The organism is Aminobacterium mobile DSM 12262 (assembly GCF_000526395.1).
GTDB classification, from domain to species: domain Bacteria; phylum Synergistota; class Synergistia; order Synergistales; family Aminobacteriaceae; genus Aminobacterium; species Aminobacterium mobile.
Window position 1 is genome coordinate 325,947 of the sequence record NZ_JAFZ01000002.1, and the last position, 22,893, is coordinate 348,839.

At 42.0% G+C, this 22,893-nt stretch carries 19 protein-coding genes; 5 read left to right on the top strand and 14 right to left on the bottom strand.

All coding sequences use genetic code 11. The annotated features are described in order from the left end of the window. Positions 1–12 precede the first annotated feature (12 nt). On the top strand, positions 13–1,407 hold the full coding sequence (locus K360_RS0108375) for an alanine/glycine:cation symporter family protein (protein WP_169728671.1): 1,395 nt from the start codon (positions 13–15) through the stop codon (positions 1,405–1,407). A 106-nt stretch (positions 1,408–1,513) separates the two neighbouring features. Here the strand turns inward: K360_RS0108375 and K360_RS0108380 are convergent, their stop codons facing one another. The 14 genes from K360_RS0108380 to K360_RS0108445 all read right to left on the bottom strand — a co-directional run bounded on the left by K360_RS0108380 (position 1,514) and on the right by K360_RS0108445 (position 16,533). Continuing rightward, positions 1,514–3,058 carry an FGGY-family carbohydrate kinase gene (locus K360_RS0108380; RefSeq protein ID WP_024822717.1) on the bottom strand — a complete coding sequence of 515 codons (1,545 nt, stop codon included), beginning with the start codon at positions 3,056–3,058 and terminating at the stop codon, positions 1,514–1,516. 19 nt (positions 3,059–3,077) lie between these two features. Beyond that, positions 3,078–4,061, bottom strand: coding sequence for an ABC transporter permease (locus tag K360_RS0108385; RefSeq protein WP_024822718.1), 984 nt, complete (start codon positions 4,059–4,061; stop codon positions 3,078–3,080). After that, complete coding sequence (locus K360_RS0108390; RefSeq protein ID WP_245587107.1) at positions 4,048–4,998, bottom strand: ABC transporter permease; 951 nt, start codon at positions 4,996–4,998, stop codon at positions 4,048–4,050. Before K360_RS0108390 ends, K360_RS0108385 begins: the two co-directional genes overlap by 14 nt. Before the next feature lie 43 nt (positions 4,999–5,041). Further along, complete coding sequence (locus K360_RS0108395; RefSeq protein ID WP_024822720.1) at positions 5,042–6,538, bottom strand: sugar ABC transporter ATP-binding protein; 1,497 nt, start codon at positions 6,536–6,538, stop codon at positions 5,042–5,044. A 78-nt stretch (positions 6,539–6,616) separates the two neighbouring features. Then, on the bottom strand, positions 6,617–7,612 hold the full coding sequence (locus K360_RS0108400) for an autoinducer 2 ABC transporter substrate-binding protein (RefSeq protein ID WP_024822721.1): 996 nt from the start codon (positions 7,610–7,612) through the stop codon (positions 6,617–6,619). A 62-nt stretch (positions 7,613–7,674) separates the two neighbouring features. Further along, on the bottom strand, positions 7,675–9,144 hold the full coding sequence (locus K360_RS0108405) for a rhamnulokinase (RefSeq protein WP_034327010.1): 1,470 nt from the start codon (positions 9,142–9,144) through the stop codon (positions 7,675–7,677). A gap of 19 nt (positions 9,145–9,163) precedes the next feature. After that, a complete protein-coding gene (locus K360_RS0108410; protein WP_024822723.1) occupies positions 9,164–9,805 on the bottom strand; it encodes an L-fuculose-phosphate aldolase in 642 nt (213 codons plus the stop codon). A 211-nt stretch (positions 9,806–10,016) separates the two neighbouring features. Then, complete coding sequence (locus K360_RS11080; RefSeq protein WP_051461147.1) at positions 10,017–11,051, bottom strand: metallophosphoesterase family protein; 1,035 nt, start codon at positions 11,049–11,051, stop codon at positions 10,017–10,019. 198 nt (positions 11,052–11,249) lie between these two features. Then, entirely contained in the window at positions 11,250–11,453 is a 204-nt protein-coding gene (locus K360_RS0108420) for a cold-shock protein (RefSeq protein WP_034327014.1), read from the bottom strand. A gap of 185 nt (positions 11,454–11,638) precedes the next feature. Beyond that, positions 11,639–12,865 carry an ABC transporter permease gene (locus K360_RS0108425; protein ID WP_024822726.1) on the bottom strand — a complete coding sequence of 409 codons (1,227 nt, stop codon included), beginning with the start codon at positions 12,863–12,865 and terminating at the stop codon, positions 11,639–11,641. Continuing rightward, positions 12,859–13,554, bottom strand: a complete 696-nt coding sequence (locus K360_RS0108430) for an ABC transporter ATP-binding protein (RefSeq protein WP_274532068.1) — start codon at positions 13,552–13,554, stop codon at positions 12,859–12,861. The genes K360_RS0108425 and K360_RS0108430 overlap by 7 nt, the downstream gene beginning before the upstream one ends. Further along, entirely contained in the window at positions 13,532–14,731 is a 1,200-nt protein-coding gene (locus tag K360_RS0108435) for an efflux RND transporter periplasmic adaptor subunit (protein ID WP_024822728.1), read from the bottom strand. Before K360_RS0108435 ends, K360_RS0108430 begins: the two co-directional genes overlap by 23 nt. Beyond that, entirely contained in the window at positions 14,728–15,999 is a 1,272-nt protein-coding gene (locus tag K360_RS0108440; protein WP_024822729.1) for a TolC family protein, read from the bottom strand. The genes K360_RS0108435 and K360_RS0108440 overlap by 4 nt, the downstream gene beginning before the upstream one ends. 204 nt (positions 16,000–16,203) lie before the next feature. Then, positions 16,204–16,533: a cupin domain-containing protein gene (locus K360_RS0108445; RefSeq protein WP_024822730.1), complete on the bottom strand. Its 330-nt coding sequence runs from the start codon at positions 16,531–16,533 to the stop codon at positions 16,204–16,206. 399 nt (positions 16,534–16,932) lie between these two features. Between K360_RS0108445 and K360_RS0108450 the strand changes: the two genes are divergently transcribed. From K360_RS0108450 to K360_RS0108465, 4 genes are all read left to right on the top strand, one after another. Then, positions 16,933–17,178, top strand: a complete 246-nt coding sequence (locus K360_RS0108450) for a thioredoxin family protein (protein WP_024822731.1) — start codon at positions 16,933–16,935, stop codon at positions 17,176–17,178. Positions 17,179–17,415: 237 nt separating this feature from the next. Further along, a complete protein-coding gene (locus K360_RS0108455) occupies positions 17,416–19,236 on the top strand; it encodes a C69 family dipeptidase (protein ID WP_024822732.1) in 1,821 nt (606 codons plus the stop codon). A gap of 49 nt (positions 19,237–19,285) precedes the next feature. Next, positions 19,286–21,043, top strand: a complete 1,758-nt coding sequence (locus K360_RS0108460) for an ABC transporter ATP-binding protein (RefSeq protein WP_051461148.1) — start codon at positions 19,286–19,288, stop codon at positions 21,041–21,043. Positions 21,044–21,048: 5 nt separating this feature from the next. Continuing rightward, positions 21,049–22,887, top strand: coding sequence for an ABC transporter ATP-binding protein (locus K360_RS0108465; RefSeq protein WP_024822734.1), 1,839 nt, complete (start codon positions 21,049–21,051; stop codon positions 22,885–22,887). Positions 22,888–22,893: the final 6 nt, after the last annotated feature.

Consider the following 22,893-nt stretch of genomic DNA (forward strand, 5'->3'; position numbering starts at 1 on the left):
TTTCTTGTGTTGATGGAAGTAGTTAAATTTGCTAATGGAATTCTCTGGGGGAAGCTTATGACGTGGCTTCTTCTGGGAACTGGGATTTTTTATAGTATCCGGTTAGGATTTCCACAATTCCACCATTTTAGGCACACTTTTAAGGTATTGTTTGGGAGCAGGAGGTCAGAAGAGGGTGGTATTACGTCTTTTCAGGCTTTATGTACAGGACTAGCAGCCCAAGTAGGTACTGGCAACATAGCAGGTGTTGCAACAGCACTTGTTTCGGGAGGACCTGGCGCTGTTTTTTGGATGTGGGTAACCGCCCTTGTCGGGATGGCAACTATTTTTGCAGAGGCCGTTCTAGCCCAGTTGTTTAGGGTCAAAAATAAAGATGGCACATATCGTGGTGGTCCTGCTTATTACTTGGAAAAGGGGTTAGGACAACGGTGGATGGGAGTCCTTTTTGCGATAAGCATTATTGTCGCTATGCCTTTTGTTTTTAACGCCGTTCAGTGTAATTCTATTGTTGCCGGATTGCGAGGAGCTTTTTTCTCTAATGTAAAAGAAGGAGGAAACATTGAACTCTACTTGGGAATTGTCGTAGCTGGCCTCACTGCTGTTGTTATTTTCGGTGGACTAAAACGGATAGCTCACGTAGCGGAGGTCGTGGTTCCATTTATGGCTTTGTTCTATATTCTTATTGCCTTAGTAGTAGTTATTATCCATATACAGCAGTTACCCGCCATTTTAGTTACTATCTTCAAAGGCGCTTTTGGAATAAAACAAGTGGCAGGAGGTATACTCGGGCATACAGTGGCTCAAGCATTCCGCTACGGTATGGCTCGAGGGCTTTTCTCTAACGAGGCGGGGATGGGATCCACCCCCAATGCCCACGCTACAGCAGACGTAAAACATCCAGCTCGCCAAGGTTTTGTAGCCATGATAGGTGTCTTTACAGATACTATTATTATTTGCACTGCTACAGCTGCTCTTATCCTTATTTCTGGACAGCTCGGCAGTGGCGAAACTGGAGTGGAGTTGACGCAACTTTCTCTTAAAACAGCTTTAGGTTCTTGGGGGCCAGCTTTTATCGCTATTGCCCTTACTTTTTTTGCTTGGACATCTATTCTTGGAAATTACTATTACGGTGAAAGTAATTTAATGTACCTTTTCCCGCAAGCACAAAAGGGACCTTTGCTTTTTTCGTATCGAATCGCCGTTTTAGGTATGATTATTTTTGGAGCCGTAAGTTCTGTACCACTCGTATGGGAGTTGGCAGACTTTTTTAATGGATTAATGGCTTTATTGAATCTTGTTGGCATTCTTTTGCTCTCTGGAGTCGTAGTAAAAGTTCTTAATGATTACGAAAGGCAATTGCAAACACAACCTGATTTTGAGCCACTATATAAGAGAACGGATATGTAATTTGTTATATAAAAAAAGGGTGCTGGGACATCTGTTCAGCACCCCTTTTGCTGGATTCTATGTCCAACTTTTTGAGCGCACTTCACATCCCAAACACCGCTTTTGATTATTCTTCTCTACCTTCACTATAAAGGCGCTTCATGGAATCTCGCAACCCCAGATAAACTGCCTTATATTCAGAGTACAGCTCATTATAAACTTCCGTATGTTCAGTTACTGGATAGACGGGCTCTTTAAAATGTAGCCACTCCTTCAAGATTTCTGGCCTGTCAAAAACACCCGTACCAAGACCTGCCAATAGGGCATCTCCAAGAGGAGCTTCTACATCTTCTTGAAGGACTTTCACTGGATAACCACTTACATCGGCAAAAATAGATGTCCAAAGGGAGGATTTCGCCGCGCCGCCTACAAGAACCATTTCTGGATCAAGCTTCACAGACGTTCCTAAGATGCTCTCCATATTATGACGAAGGGCATAAGCAACCCCTTCCATACAGGCTCGATATATGTGACCTTTGCCGTGATAAAGGCTCAACCCCATCAACGTTCCACGGGCACTGCTATCCCAAATAGGGGAACGCTCGCCCATCATATACGGAAGAAATACGAGGCCATCTGAACCAGCAGGGACATCCTGACTTTGAAGTTCCAGCAAAGAATATGCACTGACTCCGAGACGATTCTGGGTCTCCAATTCAAGAGTTCCAAAATTATTTCTGAACCACTGAATAACTGCACCAGCTGTAGCAGCTCCTCCAAAAGTGTAATTCTTTTTAAGAGGATCCAAAACGTGAGGATAACTGATCAATCGGTCGGTGAGATTCGCCTTTTCGGTAATAAACCCCCAGCACATAGATGTTCCTACCATGGCTACATGATTACCTTCCTCAAAAGCTCCCGCGCTTAACGTAGCTACCGCTGCATCTATGCCACCAGCTACAACAGGAGTCCCAGCAAGAAGCCCCGTAAGAGCAGCTCCTTCTGGAGAGAGCTTTCCCACTATATCTGACGAAGCTACTAAACGTTCAGGCTGCTTGGATACAGGAACCCCTAAGATAGAACACATTTCGTCAGACCAACCTCTTTTCCCGAGGTCGAAAATACCACCGATATTTCCAGCTGATGAATAATCGATAGCTACTTCCCCAGTGAGTTTATATATAACCCAAGCGTTGGGAGGCAAAAAAACAGCCGTTTTTTGCCATACATCTGACCAATTGTCACGTACCCACATCATCTTAGTAAAACCGTAATAGGAATCCACTGTATTGCCCGTGATCTCGTAGAGACGCTCCAAATGTACGTGTTCTTTAACCCATTCCACCTGACGAGAGGCGCGTCGGTCCATCCAAATAAGGCAAGGCGCCAGAGGATTCATTTGACTATCGACAGGGATACCGGAACCACCATAAAGCCCACTAATAGCCATACCTACAATGTCTGCAAGAGGAACCCTTCCTACAAAGAGAAGATCACGAAGAACTTTACATGTGGCATCAAGCCAAATTTCCCCGTCCTGCTGCGCCCATAAAGGCTTCGGTTGGTCCACTCCATACTCGGCATGACTGGAAGCCACTATTTGCCCCTTTTCGCTTAGAAGAATGGCTTTCGTCCCTGACGTCCCTATATCAAGACCTATTAAATACCCCATGGAAATGCCCCCTTCTTCTCTACGCTTTAGCTTGTGGTTTTGAAAATTTATCTTTTAAAACGCTTAAAGAGATAACAAATATAAGGATTCCTCCCCACAAAGCTATAGCTAAGTGAGCACTCATGCCCAACAAATTTAATCCGCTGGATATAACCTGTAAAACCACGAGAGCTATCACAAGCCCCGCAACTTTCCCAAAACCTCCATCTGGATTGATACCTCCAAGGACAGAAGCCAATACTGTTACAAGGAGATAGGAGCTACCGTATCCCGCTCGAGCCGAATTAAAACGGGAAATCATTATAAGAGCTGCAATGCCACACAATATACCTGAAAGGATATAAACCTTTACAAGGACTTTTTTTACTTCTATTCCAGAAAAATCTGTAGCTTTAATATTTGAACCTATCATATACACACCCACGCCAAAAGGTGTTTTCTCGAGAAATATAGACACGACTATCGCACAAAAGGCAAAGATAAAAAGAGGAACAGGAATACCTGCGATAGTTCCATTTCCAATGAAAAGAATCGGAGCGGGGAACCCAGAAATAACAGATCCTTTGGTGATCAAAACGCTTAGTCCCTCTACGACAGTCATGGTCCCTAATGTGGCCAAAATAGCAGATACCCCTATATAAGAGACAACAAATCCATTAATAGCTCCTACTATAAAGGACACGAAAAGAGCCGCACTAAAAGCAAGCAAAATAACGAAGACCATACCACTGGCAGATATACCTTCATGGAGCATAGAGGTGAGTATATACGCTGCCGATATTCCCGCTACATTCGCCGTAGCAATAATAGATAAGTTAATACCGCCACTCACCATAGTTATCATCATGGCTATAGCAAGAATGCCTAATTCCGGGAGCTGAAAGGCCATAGACTGAAGATTTGCCATACTAAAAAATTGGCCATGAAGAACTAGAGAAAAGCCACTTACCAGCACGATGAGAAGCAAAAGTAAATTACGAAGTAAAGGATCACGCTTCCACATCAATATCCGCTCCCTTCCGCTCCTTGTTTTTGCTGTTCCAAGCGGTAACACTAACACTGATTAGAATCACAAAACCGATGACAATTTGATGCCAATAGGATGAAACCCCCAGGAGCGTCAATCCATTGGAAAGCACCGCAATTAAAGCTACACCCAGAAAGGTCCCTAGCAAAGACCCTGCACCACCTGCTAAATTAGCTCCCCCCAGAACAACAGCTGCCAGAACTTCCAGCTCTCGCCCCACAATAGAGTTCGGTGCTACTGTTTGAACTACCTGAGCCTGGATAATAGCAGCCCAGGCCGCTACCAAACCCATATAACAATAAACAAAAACATGGATACCTAATATATTGAACCCCATGCGTTTGGCAGCCTCCTGATGACCGCCCATAGCGTAAATTCCACGTCCTAAAACAGTTTTATTTAATAGAAATGCAGTAACGGCAAAGGCTACTATAAGAGCCACTATTGGCATGGAAAGGCTATAAATATTCCCCGAACTACTTTGAAATCTGAAGAGTTCCCACCCATTCACAAACCACTCAGGAAAATCATACAGCCATTTACCCTTAGTAATAAAAATAAGCAATCCATAAAAAATATTAAGGGTAGAAATAGTGATAATAATGGCCGAAACCTTTAAATAGTGAACAAGCAGACCGTTAATCGCTCCCAAAGTTATACCAATGGCTCCAGCCATGGCAAAAGCAGTAAACCAGCTTCCACCATGTTTGATAATATACATAGCCACCACATATTGGGCCACTGTAGCTGTCGCCGTAAAAGAAATATCGATACCACCCGATATAAGGACAACAAGCAGACCGGTAGCCATAATGCCTACAAAAGAATAGCTCACGAGCAAATCAAACAGATTCTCGAGAGAAAAGAAATCTTCAGTAGCTACAGAAAGGAATGCCCCCATAAGAAACAACACTACGAGCAAATAAAATTCTCCACGTTTCATAAAGTTCAGTAGTTTAGTATTCATTGATCTTCTGGGTCAACTCCTTTTCTGTAATTTGAGCGGGAAAGCATTCTCCAACAATATGTCCTTTTCTCATGACCAAAACACGATGGCAATTATAAAGAACCTCCGGAACTTCATCTGATATTATAATGATCCCCATTCCCTGCAAGGCTAAATCTTTCACAACCTGATACAACCCATTCTTAGCAGCTATATCCACACCTACGGTAGGAGAGTCAAGAATTAGAATTCTGGGAGACGTAGCCAGCCACTTTGATAAAACTACCTTCTGCTGGTTGCCGCCAGACAAGGTTTTCACAGCTATGTCAGGAGTCGAGACCTTAATATTCAATTCGTTAACCCATTTTTTAAAACACGATGCTTTTTTCTCCCGGTCAATGAGATTTCCCTTCCCGAGAATCTGATCCATAATCGTTAAAATCATATTATTATCTGCCGGCTGATCAAGAATAAGCCCCAAAGAAAGCCTATCTTCCGACACATACCCTATGCCAGCTGCAATAGCATCTCTTTTATTAGATAGAGAAACCGGCCTCCCATCAAGACGAATCTCTCCGCTATCTGGAGGATTAGCCCCAAAAAGCGAGAGAGCCAATTCGGTGCGCCCGGATCCTAAAAGACCTGTAATCCCCAGAATCTCCCCTTCATGAAGAGAAAAAGAGATATCTTTATAGTTCTTTTCCTTGCAGAGGTTTTCTACCTCTAAAATAACCTCTTCCTTATTATATGGAGAGCAATTCACCTCATATTTAAACTGCTGACCTGTCATTAAAAACGCCAGTTTATGATCATCTAATTCTGAGGCTTCATAGACCCCGACTTTCTCTCCATCTCGAAGAACTGTCACTCGTTGGGCTATCTCCATAATTTCGTCGAGCCGGTGGCTTACAAATAATATCGTGATTTTTCGAGATTGAAGATCCCGAACTACCCGAAAGAGAGCATCAACTTCATTCCGCGTAAGGGAAGCTGTCGGTTCATCCATAATGACAAGCCTCGCCTCATTGGCTATAGCCCGACAAATAGCCACTAACTGTCGATCTGCTATGGAGAGCTCTCCTACCGTTTTCTCTAATGGAAGAGAGATTCCTATTTTATTCATCGCCGCTTCAGAACGCTGTATCAAATTCTTCCGGTCTACAAACATGCGGCCTTTCTCTAAATATTGGCCAATACCAATATTCTCCGCTACAGATAAATTAGGAAAAAGAGACAGGTCTTGATAAATAACCTGGATCCCCTTATTTATAGACTCCAAAGGAGTTAAATGGGAAAGAATCTCCCCATTAATATGAATTTCCGCTCCTTCTTCCGCCTGATATACCCCAGATATAATTTTAATAAGAGTGCTCTTACCTGACCCATTCCCTCCCACAAGGCAATGGATCTCCCCCTTATATAAATCGAAATCCACACCTTTTAAGGCCTGAACTCCGCCAAAATTTTTACGAATATTTTTCAGCTCAAGGAATTTTTCTAGCTCCATCAACACCCATCAGTCCCCACTTACAAGATAAAGGTGCGGGTCGAACAAAGGCCCGCACCTTGTCTTTTATTATTCAGGCTAAAAACCGAGAGATTCGGCGTTCTCTGCCGTAATATCGAGAATTTTATCGAACTTAAGTACTTTGCCCTTCGTCTCTGGATCTTCAAAAAGCTGGATAGCTCCAAGATCTTTTATTTCCATGCCATCGGTAATGGTCTTACCCTGAAGAATTTCTCGAGCTACTGCCACCATAGCATATCCTGCATCTGCTGGATCCCAAAGGTAGCCGTGGGTAATATATCCTTCCTTAAGATATGGAGCAGCATGGCTCGGAATAACTGTTCCAACCACAGCAATCTGGCCTTTCATATCTTTCTTTTTAAGAGCCTGGGCGGCGCCGATGGGGCCAAGGCTTCCAAAACCAACGATACCCTTCAGGTTCGGATAGGTTTTTGTAAGCTCCATGGTCTTTTTGAAAGATTCCTCAACGCTCTCTCCACAAGGGATACGATCGGTAACGAGTTTCATTTCCGGATATTTAGCTTTTACATATTCAAGACCTACATTAGCCCAATAGTTGTGAAGAGGCACAGTCAAGCCACCTACAAAAAGAGCAAATTCTCCTTTGCCTCCCATAGCCTGGGCAAGAGTCTCGAAGTTTTCTTCTCCGAACTTTTTGCTGTCGATAAGCTCGATATCATAGTCGGCACCCTTCTGTTTGTCCGACTCGTGAGTTAAAACAATGATGCCTTTGGATCTGGCTTTCTCGAAGACAGGTTCAAGAGCCTTCGCATCATTGGGCACCACACAAATAGCGTCTACACCCTTGGCGATAAGGTCTTCTATAATTTTTACCTGCTGTGCCGGATCTGCATCGGAAGGTCCCTGCTGATAGGCCTTTACATCATCAAACTCTGCGTCAGCTTTTTTCACGCCTTCTTCCAAGCGGTTGAACCAAGGAATTCCATTAATTTTAACCACTACTGCGATTTCGTGCTCTTTAGCCAAAGCACAGCCTGTAAATACTAGAGCTAGGGCTAAGGCTAAAGCCATGATTCGTGTTACTCTTTTCATGCTGTCCACACTCCTTTAGATTTTATGTAATTACTTGTTAAAGGGGGAAGTTCCCTTCCACCTCACAGCCTTTCCATAAAAACATTCAAAGCTTCTACCCAAAAAGACATGTTTTGAGGTTTATAAACTTTTAGATTCAAAGAATTTCGGACTATACGCCGTCCCTCTTCCAGACCAGATATAAGCCCTTGTGCCTTCAGCTGAGCTAGCATATTTCCCAGCGCAGTCGCTTCTATTGGTCCAGCTACAACAGTTTTACCGGAAGCATTCGCCGTAAATTGGCAAAGGAATTCTGCCTGAGACCCTCCCCCCACAATATGCACTACGTCTATAGCTGTCCCTAACGTTTTTTCTATGCCTTGGAGCACATAAGCGTGGTTTAAAGCAAGACTTTCATATATGGAACGCGCCATTTCGGCCACGCCCTCTGGAGCATCCTCTCCCCTATCTAGAAAGAACCCCCTAATTTCATCTGGCATATTAAGTGGATTCATAAAGCGGGGGTCGTCAGGATAAAAAATATGCTGTAACGGCTTCGCCATCTCCGCTGCTTCATGGATTTCACTATAGGAAAGCTCCTTCCCTTCCTCCTCCCAAATACGACGACACTCTTGAATAAGCCACAAGCCGCAAAGAATTTTATGATAAAAAATCTTATTTCCCACGCTACACTCATTGGTAAAATTAGCATTTAAAGAATGAGAACTTCGCTCTGGACTATCAAGCTCTCGCCCTAAGAGCGACCAGGTCCCGGCACTGATCACAGCCGAAGCAGACGTTTCCGTGGGTGCAGCAGAAAGAGCTGAAGCCGTATCATGTCCGCCAACTGCCACCACTGTCACCTCACTGCCCAATCCGGTTTCAGCTTGTACATAGGGAGATAGCGGCCCAATAATGGTTCCTGGAGATATTAAAGGGCACAAGAAATGGTGAGGAATCTCTAGGCACTCTAAAAGTCCTCGATCCCACGACCGCGTCGCTGGATCAAGAAACTGAGAGGTAGACGCTATTGTAATCTCGTTAAAATATTGGCCTGTAAGAAAATATGTAAATAAATCTGGAGGGAATAAGAGTTTTTCTGCCTGATTTAAAAGCCAAGGTCGGCTTTTCTTTTCGGCAAAAAGCTGAACAAGAGAGTTGAACTGAATGAACATAATACCTGTACGAGAATAAATTTCTTCCCGCGCAACATTTTGAAAAATTTCACTGTAAAGCCCTTCTGTCCTCGGATCTCGATAGTGATGTACTGGCGCCATAAGTTGTCCTGTTTTATCAACAAAAGCACAATCGACGCCCCAAGTATCTATACCTACAGTAAAGGGGGCTCCTTGCGCTAACTGTCCCGCATTTCTTAGAGCTACCAACATTTCATCGTATATTCTTAAGATATCCCAATACCAAGAACCGTTGAGTCGAATAGGGCCATTAGGAAAAGAATGGATCACTTCAAAAGAGAGCTGGCCATCTTTGTAAGTTCCCCATAAAGCCCTTCCCGTCGAACTGCCGAGGTCAAAAGCAAGAAGGTGCGTCATATCCCCTTGTATCATTGGTCTATTGTTGTCCATACCCTGCAAACTTGCGAACGACCTCAGCCATTTCCTCATCTGGAAGAATCACTGGCTCTCCAATACACTTCGTTCGATAATAAATCTCAGACACCAACTCTATCTCCTCTGCAGTACCAAAAGCTCCGGGAAGAGTCGCACCTACTGCAAGCAATCCGTGATTGGCCATAAGAACCGCATTATATTGTCCTATGGACTCTGCCACGTTATGAGCAAGTTCTGGAGTTCCATAGGTGGCATAAGACGCTAAAGGAACTTTATTTCCTGAAAATCCAATGAGATAATGAACAGCAGGAAGTTCCCATCTTAAACAAGCGATAGTTGTAGCAAAAACAGAGTGGGTATGCACAACGGCACAAACATCGCTCCTTTTATGATATAAAGCTAGATGCATAGCAGTTTCACTGGAAGGTTTTTTTACACCCTCTATAATATTCCCTTCAATATCCATCACCAAAACATCTTCTGGTTCCATCTCGAAGTAATCGATCCCGGTCGGGGTAATGGCTACTTCTCCACGGACTCTATCAAAAATACTAATATTGCCTCCTGTTCCTGTTGTCAACCTAGAAGTAACCATTTTTTGACAATATTCCACTATCGCTTCTCGTTCAGAACGAAGTCGCATTTTATATCCTCCCATCATTTCACTCTATAAACTATAAAAGAAGTGTCACATAATCGTACACTAAAGATAGCCATAATATGCGACTATTGCAATGGCAAGACCAACGATTCCCGTATCTTATCAGCTGAGATATAGCCAAAATAATGGTCCTAAATGCGGAAATCGCATTTTTTAGAGGAAAGCATTGATGTTTGTGAAAAAAAGGAAGGTATTAACATGTCATTTCTTTATATTCCATTTTTAGAGCTATTAGAAGGTAATAATATCCTTTTTTCTGAGCATTTTCTATGGCTATTTCCATATTTTGCGGGGTTGCCCGACGAATTAGCCTTTGGAAAGACATGACATCCCTGCCATCAAGAGTTTTCCCATACTTCAGCCATGCATTCAGCAGGTCTCCGTGGTTATCTATAACGTCAAGAAGAGATTGAGACTGAAGTAAAATCTGGGTAAGGCTTTTTTCTTGAGGTTCTTTAAGAGGCAAACTGCCAGAAGAAGTAAGCCCTTCCTCAATAGGCACTACGAAGCGATATAAGGCTTGGAAACACTTCCGAGGAACAACATCTATACAAAAAGGTGGAGTTTGGACATGCAAGTGGCCAAAGTACCACCTCCGAAAAGAGAGACGAGAAACAATTGTATTGAGATAAATAGCTACAGGATCCCTGGGCACATGAGCAAGTTTCAGCTTTGCGCCGATATATTTCTTATGGCAAAGCTCTATTAATACTAGATTTGGGGCCATATGGGTAAAAACATAATCAACTTTCCATTGAACCTGATCTAAAGACTGCCACCCCCTCGCCATCTCTTCCTCTGAGGGAATTTCTCGTTCCCACCATGAAATACCAGGTCTCCGCATATTTTTATCGAGACTTAAAGCCCCTCCGAAGCAAAAACAGCGAAATCCCTCTATAGTGTATATATATCCTCGTTTTAGATGGAATATATTGTCAGATACAACTCCAACGGAATTTCCAAAGCGTTCTATTTCTGGAAGATGATCAAGACGTGTAAAGTTTTCGTGATTTCCATCAATAAATAAGGTATTCCATGGCATGGAAGAAAGCCAGGTAAGCCACTTTTGTTCTCGTTCCGTAAGGCAAGGATCGAATAAAAGGCCAAAATCACCCATAATTACAAGGTGATCTTCTGGGGTGAGATATTTCCCCACTGTATAATAAAAAGGCAATAGTTCATCTATCTCCACTGTTCCATGTTTATCGCCTGTTACATAAATAGACATGAGCCCTCCCTTAAGAATAGCGTAGATAAATAATATCATAAATAGTTAAACAAATTGTTTTCGCATTTCATTGCTTTAGCTCGATAAAGAACAGCTTCTTGAAAAAGATGCCTTTAGAGAGGATCATTCAATTAAAAAAGGTGGATGCCCCTTACGGGACACCCACCTTTATCCTTCAAGTTGTATTAAAGGGAACTCCTACAGAGGTCTAACGTTGCTAGCCTGTGGACCTTTCTGACCAGACTCAACATCGAAAGAAACCTTCTGCCCTTCGTCAAGAGTCTTAAAGCCATCAACCTGAATAGCACTAAAATGGACAAAATAATCTTTCCCATCTTCGCCGGTGATAAAACCATAGCCCTTGCTGCCGTTAAACCATTTTACTGTTCCTTGTGTCAAAATGTTGCCTCCTAAAAATGTTATTGTGCTGCTGTTATTTTGCAACTTAGTAAGTTTACAGGAGAAAATGATAATAGTCAAGAAAGTTTTTGAAATTTGTACGGACAAATCTCGTTAAGTTTCTATTTCGCTTTGCTACTCCTTTAAACCGAACGAAAGAAATGACAGCACACACTGATAATTCCCTGTTATTCATATCTCAGAGCATCTATAGGATTGAGCAAAGAGGCTTTGTAGGCTGGATAAAAACCAAAAAAAATACCCACACATCCAGAGAACCCAAAAGAAAGAATTATAGAAAGCACTGAAATATCAGTAGTCCATCCCAAGACTCTCGAAAAAAACTCAGCCCCCGCAACTCCCAGAACAATACCAACAACGCCTCCCAAAAGAGAGAGGATAAGAGCTTCCATAAGAAATTGAAGTCTAATATCCGCCTTTTTAGCTCCTATAGCCATCCGGATACCGATCTCCCGCGTTCGTTCCGTCACTGATACGAGCATAATATTCATAATGCCAATACCACCTACTACGAGAGAAACTCCCGCTACAGCTGTAAGAAGCAGACTCATTACTCGAGTAGCACTCTTAGCGTTTTCCACCATTTGCGCTAAATTCCGAACCGTAAAATCGCTGCCTTCTCCCGGTTTAATGCGATGACGCTGCGCCAGAAGGCTTTCAATTTGCTCTTGCGCTCTATCTAAATGATATTCCGAAAGTGCTTTTACGGAAATTGAGGAAGTCATCCCCATCTTAGGGGGACTGATCATTCTTCTTTGAACTGTTGTAATAGGAACCAATATAATATCGTCTTCGTCACGCCCCATAGGACTTTCCCCAATCTTCGCCAAAACACCAATTACCATTACAGGTACACCTTTTAAACGTATTACCTTCCCCAAAGGATCTTCGCTGCCAAACAAATTTTCGACAATTGTTTCTCCGATAATACACACCTTCGTAGCACTTCGAATATCCTGTTCCACAAAGGTCCTGCCTGAAACCAAAGAAAGATCCCGCACAAAAAGGTAATCGGCCGTAGTTCCCGTAACCTGCCCAGGATAGTTTTCGTTACCATAAACAGCCTGAAGCGTGCCCCCGTAAGTAGGTGCAGAATAGGCAACTGCGCTACATTCTTCGCGGATAGCCTCCGCATCTTCCACTGTCAGTGTATATGCCGAATAACTTCGCACTCCACCTACTGACCTATCTGTACTGGGTCGCACTATAATCATGTTACTGCCAAGGCTAGAAAATCTGTCAGCTATCTCGCGGTTAGCGCCAGATCCTATAGCAAACATAATAATAACCGCCATAACCCCAATAACGATTCCCAACATGGTCAATGCCGATCTCGTTTTATTGGCACGAAGAGATCGAAAAGATATTTTTATAGTCTCATACAGACTTAACATGCAATCCTCACTTCTTCGTCTCTTATCATAATCCCATCTTTAAAAGTTATAATCCGCGTCCCGAAACGAGCCATATCCAATTCGTGAGTTACCTGAATAATCGTTTTGCCCGTCTCTTTATTCAACCGGACGAAAAGATCCATAACATCTTCGCCTGTTCTACTATCAAGATTGCCCGTGGGTTCGTCAGCAAGAATAAGAGGGGCATCATTAACTAATGCTCTCGCAATGGCGACTCGTTGCTGCTGGCCGCCAGAAAGCTGTTGAGGTTGATGACCGGCCCTTTCTTCTAACCCTACAATTTGGAGGGCATGGAGAGCCTGTTTGTGCCGAGCCTTCGCTGGTATGCCTCTGTATAGCATAGGAAGCTCTACATTCTCAAGCGCAGTCATTCGAGGCAGAAGGTTAAATCCCTGAAAAACAAAACCAATCGTGTTTTTACGAATTTCAGCCAATTGATCTTTATCTAAAGAGCTTACGTCAGTACCATTAAGAAAATAATGTCCTTCCGTTGGGATATCGAGACATCCTAAAATATTCATTAAAGTGGATTTCCCCGACCCCGAAGCTCCCATAATCGAAAGAAACTCTCCTTTTCTTACAGAAAAAGTCACGCCTCTCAAAGCCCAGACTTCCACTTCTCCCATGACATAAGATTTATGAATATTATCGACGCGGACCAGGCACAAAGGGAGACCCCCTTCCAGTCGTAGTCTCCTTGCCGAATACAACTCCCGTAACAATTTTCATACCTTCCTTTACTTCTCCTGAAATCTCGGTATCCATACCGTCTGAGATCCCTATAGTTATAGGAACTGGCTGTAAAGCTTTCCCATCATAGAGCCAAAGGTTTTTAGTGTAAGAATGAGGAGAAGAGGGTGCAGATGTATTGTGTACCTCTCCGTTAAAAACTCCCAATTCTGAATTTGGTTTAAAGCGGAGGGCAGCGTTAGAGATCTTCAATACACCAGACTTCTTAATTGTCTCTATTATCACGTTAGCTGTCATGCCAGGCATAAGTTTGAGTTCTGGATTCTGCACTTTAATAATGACCGTATATGTTACGATATTTCCTTCGGTGTTAGGAGCTAAACGAATTTCCTCCACGAAACCGTGGAACGTTACATCAGCATAAGCATCCACCGTAAACTGCACGCCTTGTCCTGCCTGAATTAAGCCAATGTCTGCTTCGTCTATATCTGCTTCTACCTTCATCTGTGTCAGGTCTTCCGCTATAGTAAAAAGAGTTGGAGCAGATTGGGTGGCATTCACTGTCTGCCCCACTTCCACTGCTCTGTCTATAACCACTCCGTTAATAGGAGACGCTATTTTCGCGTATCCCAAGCTAATTTTTTTGTGTTTTAAGCTCGCTTTAGTTTGCTCTACATTAGCTTGCGCCGCTTTTAGTTGAGCTATTGCTGTATCATATTCTGTCTGTGCTTCATCGAGTTCGCTCTCCGCAATAAGATTTCGGGAAAAAAGTTCTTTTTTCCTATCCCTACTCTTTTTCGTATCTTTCACTGAAGTTTCTGCTTTCAAGACATTGGCCTGAGCCGCTAAAACGTCAGCCTCTGCTGACTCAACATTAGCCTGTAACAAAGACGGATCAATTTCAGCGATAAGCTGACCTTTTTTCACTGAAGAGTTAAAATCCACGTAGATAGCCTTAATAGTGCCCGTCACCTGCGTTCCTACATTCACCGTATTAACAGCCTCCACTCTGCCAGTAGCAGAAACAGTCTTCACAATTTCGCCTCTCACTATAGGTACAGTCTCTACAGTAAAAATTGGGGACGTACCTCTGCGAAAGAAAAAATAACTACCGATAAGAGCCATCACCACAAAAAAGGCCGCGAACTTTTTCATTCTAAAGAACCTCCAACTGCTTTTTCCAGGGCAGTCCAAGCTCGCCAATGATCATAAAGAGCTGCCCAATACTCCTTTCTAGCTTCCTTATATTTTTCAGTCGCGTCAGCCACTTCAATAGGAGATCCTACTCCTACTCTATATCTATTTTGAGCAATATCCAGGTTTTCCTCTGATTGAGACACCACTTTTTCTGCCACCTTCAAAACATCGAAAGAATCTGTGAATTCTAAATAAGATTGCTCTACCTCTTTCTGAACGTCAGAACGAAGAGATTCAACTTCTGATTCTGCTATCTCCAGCTCCACCTTTGCTTGTTTTATTTTTTCTGTCTGCAAGCCTCCGTCATAAAGGGGAAACTGCACGGTCATTCCCATAGACCAATTGTCATCCTCTGTAAAAGAGCTGCCGCCAACAGTATATTTCCCCGACGCTTTCAATTCAGGAGAGTTTTCTTTCGCCGCTAAACGAATATTTTGATATGCTGCCATACTATCTGTTTTTTTTGCCTGTAATTCTGGCCGGGACGAAAAAGCTCTTTTCTGTATTTCTTCTAGATTCAGAGACACCTCTTGCGTCGACACTATATCTTGCAGGGAATAATCTATAGGAGTAGTAATTCCCATGGCATTATCCAAAGCTGTTTTTGCCTTCTTAACGGCTGTCTTCGCTGTAATAACACCTAACTGAGCCTTACTCAAATCTACATCAGCAGTTGTAACATCATACTTAGAAACAGATCCGACTGAATAAAATCCCTGGGCCTGGTCTAAAAGCAACTGGTAAAGTCTCAATGTTTCCTCTGCTACCTCGACATTTTTTTGTGCTTCAAGAAGATCAAAATACGACTTTTTTACGTTATATACAATCAAAAGTTCCGTTTCCTTCAGAGTATAAAAAGCACTCTCTTTCTGAAGCGAAGAAACTTCTATTTCCACATCTGTCTTACCACCATCTGAAATAAGTTGTGATGCCCCAGCGCTACTCGAATAAATTTCTCTATCTCTGGTAGAAGAACTATCTTGCCGAGTATATCCAGTAGCAATATCTACTTGAGGCTTCAATTTTGATTTGACCTGGCCTATTCGACTATCAGCAACATATACTTTTCCTTGCGCACTTTTAAGATCGGGGTGGTGAGCAAGGGCCATAGTTACACACTTATTAAGATCCCAAATCTCCGCTACTGGTATTGCCTCTATTCCTTGAGCGAGACTTGCCCAACATAAAAATAGAAAAACAGAAGAAAAACAAAGACGTTTCTTCATCACTCTTCTCCTTCTAAATATATTTCCTGAAAGAACCCCTTTTGCAAAGCAAAAAAAGATAGAGAACGTTACAAGCAGGTTATCTGGAATCACAAACACTATAATTTATACACGGAAAAAGAATCTTATGTATCAGGAAATATATGGAGATTTGAATAATATATTCAAAAGGGTCTCCCACAGAAATGGAGACCTTTTTTTCATTTAAGAACGAATCATCACTAATGCCATTTTGAAAGCTTCTACCGCTTTCAAAGCATGAGGAACATTGGCGGGCATAATAAGCCACTCCCCTTGAGCTACAAGTTGAGATACACCTCCAAGACTAATCTCTGCCTTCCCATTAAGGATTTGAACCAAAGCATCGTAAGGAGCTGTATGCTCACTTAGAGCCTGCCCTTTATCAAAAGCAAAAAGAGTTACAGTGCCGGTAGGATGATCAATAAGTGTACGGCTTACCACTGAGCCAACTTGAACTTCTACCATTTTTTCAGCCTCAAATTTTGTTCCCTTCTCGAATATTTTCTGACTCATCACTATCGCTCCTTTATGTATAAATTCGTTTATTTACACGGTTATTATGCTAGCATAAACCCTACTAAATTACTAATGATTATTTTGGGTCTTTTACAACTCTCCTTACATTTTTCTCAGCCTCTCCTCAAAAAAGAAATGCCTCTTTAATTACTTATAAAAAATATCTTTATCCCAAATCCTCTATATAAACTAGAAACAAGATATGAAAAGATATAATCTTTTCAGGATAACAATGAATATTCAATAAAAATAGCTCTTAACTATTTGTAATCAACAGAGTTACCCTAAATCTCCATTTTGCAAATACGAATTGTGTGCTATGCTGATTATTGAAAATATTTAATAAAAACCCTCGCTGGCGCCAGTACTTTTGAGAGGAAAAGGAGGCAGAGAAAAATGAAGATTCAGGTCATTGGGCGAATATGCCCAGATTGTGACAAGGTTTTCGAGATGACCAAACAGACTCTGACTACCCTTAATATTGTTAATGACATTGAGCGCGTAACAGAGACAAGGGAGATCATCAAACATTTTGGGATGGTGCATATCCCAGCCGTAGCTGTAGATGGGAAAGTACTTTTTTCTGGAGAGATTCCTAACGAGGAAAAAATGAAAAAGCTCTTCTCTCGATACAGAAACTGAATTAATAGAAACAAATAAACTTACCGTAACACCCCTTACGGAAAAAGTTTCGAAAGAGATGCCCTCGAGCATCTCTTTTTTTAATGGGGGCGAAATGTACACTTTTAGTTTTCTATTATTTTTTAAAGTTCGTCAAAAAAGCCGTTACCATAATAGACAGAGAATAGGATATTATAAAAAATAACTCTCAAGAAGAGGGCCTCAAAATACTAAAAGAGTAGGAAAGGAGTTTTTATAGTGTTTTTTACCTTCTTAATTCTTTCTGTTCTTCTTGGCATCTTAGTTCCTGTTCGTCGCGCTAGTGCCTGTAGCGGTCTTATATTAGGGAAAGATGTTTCCCCTACAGGGAAAGTTCTTGTTGCTCATAATGAAGACGATAGTGATCGTCTTTTAGTGCGACACGCCCTTGTCCCCCCAAGAGACCACAAGCCTGGAACAACTTTTACATGCGAAGAGGAATCTGCCCATATCCCACAAATACCCCATACTTTTGGTTTTTTCTGGAGTGAAGTCCGAGGTGAACGTGGCCTTTCAAATGCAGATATATTCTATAACGACCACGGTGTTGGTATTTTTAGTGACAGCTGTCGACATATACGATCTGATCATGAGCCCGATTGCATAGCTGGCGGGATTGGATATGGCCTCCGCCGCGCTTTAGCTGAACAAGCTTACAGTGCTGACCATGGCGTAATATTGGCCATGAAGCTATTAGAACAATATGGATACCGAGATTCAGGTAGATGCTATATTATTGCCGATGCTAACGAAGCATGGATGATACAAGTAGTTCATGGCCAACACTATTGTGCCGTACAAATACGAGACGATGAAGCCGCTTTCATCCCTAACCATTACACCATCCGTAAAGGCGATCTAAATAATAGAAAGTTTTATTGCTCAAAAGATCTTCTGAATTACGCCTCACAAAAAGGCTGGGTATCGCCCCATGTGTTAGAAGAAAAAGATTTTGATTTTGCGAAAGCGTTCCAAAACCCTAAACGGTGGCGTCATAAGTTCAATACATTTCGTCAACGTCATGCTCTTTCGATTCTCACTGGCAGGGAATGGGGGGTCAATGAAGAGCTCCCAATGACAGTGCACCCAGGTAAAAAAATAGAATTTGATAAAATCAAGGCTATTTTCCGTAGCCACTATGAAGGTACAGCTGATGATTTACGTATGGATTTTTCAGGCTTCTCTCCTCACTATACTCCCTTACGGCGGATCTGCACTGGAACAACAGTAGAAGGGATTATAGCCGCCTTTCATGAATATCCAGAGCTCACTTGTCTTTGGATTGCCCCCGGCCGTCCTTGTTCTCACCCTTATATTCCATTACATGGCGGCATTCTCTCTTTACCAGAAGGACTTTCCCCCATAAAAAGACCTATTCCTGCTCTGGAAGAGCATTGTCAACCGGATATGTCTCTCCTTGATATAGACTCAAAAAAATGGTGGAATATTACTCAACAACAAATAATTACAGACTTGCTTTATAAAGATATCCATCCCTCTTTACAAAATTGGATCTCTTTTTATGAAGACTCTCTTATGAAACAAGAGGAAGAAATACGCCAGAAAGCTGAAACTTTGATGCTCTCTGGAGAAAAAGAGGAGGCCAGAACGCTTCTTACCGCATGGGGGGAAACTATTTCGCGACAAACAGCAGAAAAGCTGGAAAAGTTTTTCGCCCCCTTTGCTCCCATCTCACTGCTAACAAGCGCCACAAATATATTTAAGGGAGATAGATCTACCGAGCTTGTTGTCCGTTTCAACTTAAAAGGCCGACACCCCGTAGAGAAATCAATTCTTATGGGACAGGGGGGGCTCAACCATACTTTATGGGCAACGCCTATAGACCAAAGTCTTCTGGAAGAGAATGGTCTCTGGACTCTTCGTTTCCGAGTCCGAGAGCTTACAGAAAAAGCACTTCCATGCCGCTCTGATTTTTGGCTTGCCGGACATGATATTGAGGGTAAAACCTTTATAGCCCGTACTATTATGCAAGTGTATCCACAGCGAGAAGATAACACGTTCCTCTATAACGCTAAATAACAAGCACCAGTTTTTACACAACTCGGGGACATAGCAAGGAGAGAATAAAATGGATTACATTTTAAAGCTCCGTTCTTTTTTAAAACCATATAAGAAACAATCTTTTATAGCTCTTCTTCTACTCGTATCTCTTGTTGTAATGGACCTTTTTATTCCTCGACTTATACAAAGAATCATTGATTACGGCATAACAGCTCGCAATCGTCAAATTGTAATTCATACGGCCTTGTTAATGGTCAGTCTCTCTGTTTTAGGTGCCTTCACCGCCATTGGGAACAACTTTTTTTCCATACAAGTTGGAGAAGGTGTAGCTCGAGATCTACGAGAACATCTCTTCTTCAAGATCCAAAACTATTCTTTCAGCGACCTCGACAAGCAAAAGACAGGAGAAATTATGGTGCGCCTTACCAGCGATGTAAACACAATAAAAGGTCTTGTACAAATGTCTTTACGTATAGGGACACGAGCACCGCTGCTCATGATTGGCAGTCTCATCCTTATGTTTAAAACAAGTCAAAAGCTGGCCTTCACCATTCTGCCCCTTCTTCTGCTTACATCAGGAGTTCTATTTTTTTTCATACTTAAAATAGAACCCCTTTTTCAATCTATACAACAAAAGCTAGACCGACTTAATACTGTTTTACAAGAAAACATCAGCGGAATACGGTTAGTCAAAGCTTTTGTGCGAGCTCATTCAGAAAGTCAACGATTTGAGGTCTGCAATGAAGCACTCTTCGATCAATCCGTTAAAGTTATGATGCTCATGTCTTACATGGCACCCATACTAACGCTTCTCGTAAACATCGGCATAGTAATAGTACTGTGGACTGGAGGGTTTCAGGCAGCTCAAGGAAATATAACCACAGGACAAATAGTGGCTTTCACGAATTACCTTCTCACTACCATGACCCCTCTTGTAATGATGACAATGCTATCGAATGTTTGGGCAAGCGGAATTATTTCAGCTCAGCGTATACAAGAAATCATGGAAACATCACCAGACACACGCAAGCGATTAGAAAAAATAGCACTGCCCCCTACAATTCAGGGGCATATTGTTTTTGAAGATGTTTCTTTCAGCTATAATAGCGACAACTCTAGGGAGTCAACCTTAAAAGGAATCAATTTTGAAGCTCTTCCAGGAGAAACAGTGGCTATTCTTGGCGCTACTGGATCTGGTAAATCCACTCTCGTCAACTTAATTCCAAGATTTTATGACGTTACTGCCGGTCGAATTTTAATTGATGGACTTGATATACAGACTATTCAACATAGCTCGTTGCTCGCCCATATAGGCATTGTTCCTCAAGAAATTATTCTCTTTTCAGGAACTGTACGAGATAACATCTGTTACGGCTCGCCCCATGCTACTGATGAAGAGATAATTACTGCTGCCCACATAGCTCAAGTCCATGACTTTATTATGGGTCTCCCCCAAGGATACAATTCTTATATTGAGCAACGTGGCATGAACTTGTCTGGCGGCCAAAAACAACGTATCGCCATTGCTCGAGCCATTCTTCCTCGTCCTCAAATTCTAATCCTCGATGACAGCACCAGTGCAGTGGATATAGAAACTGAAACGAAAATACAGAACGCTATTAAAGTTTTTGCTGCAAAACAAACCATCTTTATAGTGGCTCAGCGCATCTCTACCGTATTAAATGCCGATAAAATAATAGTTTTAGATAACGGACATATAGTAGCAGAGGGGCCTCATAACAAATTGATACAGACAAACTCTATCTATCAAGAAATTTACATATCACAGCTTGGCGAAAAAAGTGGACAAGAAAGACAGGTATAATAAAGATGGCGCGTGAAAAGGATTCCCGCACTACTGGGAGAAATCAGATTCGAACGTACATGCTCCCTAGAGGAAGGCGGAATATCGGCAACATAGAAAAAGCTAAAAATCCGCACAATACACTACTTCGACTTTTTTTCTATTTCAACCGTTATAGAATCTCTGTAATATTTGTATGCACTCTTATAGTTCTTTACTCTATTTTAGGCCTCCTTGCCCCCTACCTTATGGGAGTTGCCATAGACCTCTACATTTCCCTTAAAACTACGAAAGGTTTAGTTAACATCGCTTCACTCATGCTCATCGTTTATGTATTAAATAACATATTTCAAGCTATTGCCAATAGAGTCACGAGCAATATTTCTCAAAAAGCTCTCAAACAAATGCGTAAGGATCTTTTTCAACATCTTCAATCTCTGCCTCTCAGTTTTTTTGACCAAACCCCTGCAGGAGACTTAATGAGTCGCCTCACAAATGACATTGATGCTATTAGCCAAGCCATATCTTTAAATATAACATCTCTGCTTGCCAGCATGTTATCAATGGCAGGCATTTTAATAGCCATGTTTATATTAGACACCAAATTAGCCTTGGCCTCCTTATTCGTGGTACCACTTATGTTTGGGTTCTCAGAATTTGTAGCTCGCTACACTCGAAAAGGATACCAACTGTTACAAAAAGACTTGGGTACTCTTAACAGCGTGATGGAAGAATCTATTAGCGGAGCTAAAGTCATCAAGGCTTTTCGCAAAGAAGGAGCCGTAACAGAAATGTTTCTACTCCATAACCAAAGGGTATATACGGCAGGAATTTACGCTAACACCTATGCCCTTTTATTGATGCCCCTAACAGGCGTACTCGGAAATTTTTTTGTTATCATCCTTGTGAGCTTAGGGAGTTGGCTGGCATTAAAGGGACTTGCTACTGTAGGTTTGATCGCTACGTTCATCAATTATGGGCAAAACTTTATTCAGCCACTTCGCCAGGTATCGAACTTATACAATACTTTTCAGGCAGCTTTAGCTGGCGCAGAGAGAGTTTTCGAAATTATAGATATGGAACCAGAAGGTGAAGACAACGTTTGTACTGTTCCTGGGCAACCACTTCGTGGACATGTATGTTTCGACCACGTTTCTTTTGAGTATAAACCTGGGATACCAATCATTAAAAATCTTTCTTTTGAAACAAAAGCAGGAGAAACCGTAGCATTAGTAGGACCTACAGGAGCCGGAAAAACCACTATCACTAATCTCATCACTCGTTTTTATGAAATTAAAGAAGGGCGAATTACCATCGATAAGGTAGATATCCGCACTATACCCAAATCTTGCTTGCGGCAACAACTCGGCCTCGTACTACAAGAAACCTTTTTATTTTCCGATTCCGTTATGGAAAATATCCGTTTCGGGCGCTTAGACGCAACTGACGAAGAAGTAATAACTGCCGCAAAAATGGCTGAAGCAGATCATTTCATTGGCCTCTTGCCACAAGAATATCACACACTACTATCAGAACGAGGAAGCAACCTTAGCCAAGGACAACGTCAACTTCTCTCTATCGCTCGTGCTATCCTCGCCAATCCAAGAATTTTAATATTAGACGAAGCGACAAGCAACGTAGACACACGTACTGAAATTCGGATTCAAAACGCTCTTCTACATCTTATGGAAGGACGGACCAGTTTCGTAATCGCTCACCGTTTAAGTACAATCCGCAATGCTGACCAGGTTCTTGTAATAAACAAAGGAGAACTTGTTGAAAAAGGAACCCATGAAGAGTTATTACAACGTCAAGGATTTTATTACCATTTATATATAAGTCAGTTTAAAGGACACCTCATATGATGACGT

What these genes read in the sequence shown, in the direction of transcription:
- K360_RS0108375 (WP_169728671.1), top strand. Translation starts at nt 13, where the DNA reads ATGGAAGTAGTTAAATTTGCTAATGGAATTCTCTGGGGGAAGCTTATG.
- K360_RS0108380 (WP_024822717.1), bottom strand. Translation starts at nt 3,058, where the DNA reads ATGGGGTATTTAATAGGTCTTGATATAGGGACGTCAGGGACGAAAGCC.
- K360_RS0108385 (WP_024822718.1), bottom strand. Translation starts at nt 4,061, where the DNA reads ATGTGGAAGCGTGATCCTTTACTTCGTAATTTACTTTTGCTTCTCATC.
- K360_RS0108395 (WP_024822720.1), bottom strand. Translation starts at nt 6,538, where the DNA reads ATGGAGCTAGAAAAATTCCTTGAGCTGAAAAATATTCGTAAAAATTTT.
- K360_RS0108400 (WP_024822721.1), bottom strand. Translation starts at nt 7,612, where the DNA reads ATGAAAAGAGTAACACGAATCATGGCTTTAGCCTTAGCCCTAGCTCTA.
- K360_RS0108405 (WP_034327010.1), bottom strand. Translation starts at nt 9,144, where the DNA reads ATGACGCACCTTCTTGCTTTTGACCTCGGCAGTTCGACGGGAAGGGCT.
- K360_RS0108410 (WP_024822723.1), bottom strand. Translation starts at nt 9,805, where the DNA reads ATGCGACTTCGTTCTGAACGAGAAGCGATAGTGGAATATTGTCAAAAA.
- K360_RS11080 (WP_051461147.1), bottom strand. Translation starts at nt 11,051, where the DNA reads ATGTCTATTTATGTAACAGGCGATAAACATGGAACAGTGGAGATAGAT.
- K360_RS0108425 (WP_024822726.1), bottom strand. Translation starts at nt 12,865, where the DNA reads ATGTTAAGTCTGTATGAGACTATAAAAATATCTTTTCGATCTCTTCGT.
- K360_RS0108435 (WP_024822728.1), bottom strand. Translation starts at nt 14,731, where the DNA reads ATGAAAAAGTTCGCGGCCTTTTTTGTGGTGATGGCTCTTATCGGTAGT.
- K360_RS0108440 (WP_024822729.1), bottom strand. Translation starts at nt 15,999, where the DNA reads ATGAAGAAACGTCTTTGTTTTTCTTCTGTTTTTCTATTTTTATGTTGG.
- K360_RS0108445 (WP_024822730.1), bottom strand. Translation starts at nt 16,533, where the DNA reads ATGAGTCAGAAAATATTCGAGAAGGGAACAAAATTTGAGGCTGAAAAA.
- K360_RS0108450 (WP_024822731.1), top strand. Translation starts at nt 16,933, where the DNA reads ATGAAGATTCAGGTCATTGGGCGAATATGCCCAGATTGTGACAAGGTT.
- K360_RS0108460 (WP_051461148.1), top strand. Translation starts at nt 19,286, where the DNA reads ATGGATTACATTTTAAAGCTCCGTTCTTTTTTAAAACCATATAAGAAA.
- K360_RS0108465 (WP_024822734.1), top strand. Translation starts at nt 21,049, where the DNA reads ATGGCGCGTGAAAAGGATTCCCGCACTACTGGGAGAAATCAGATTCGA.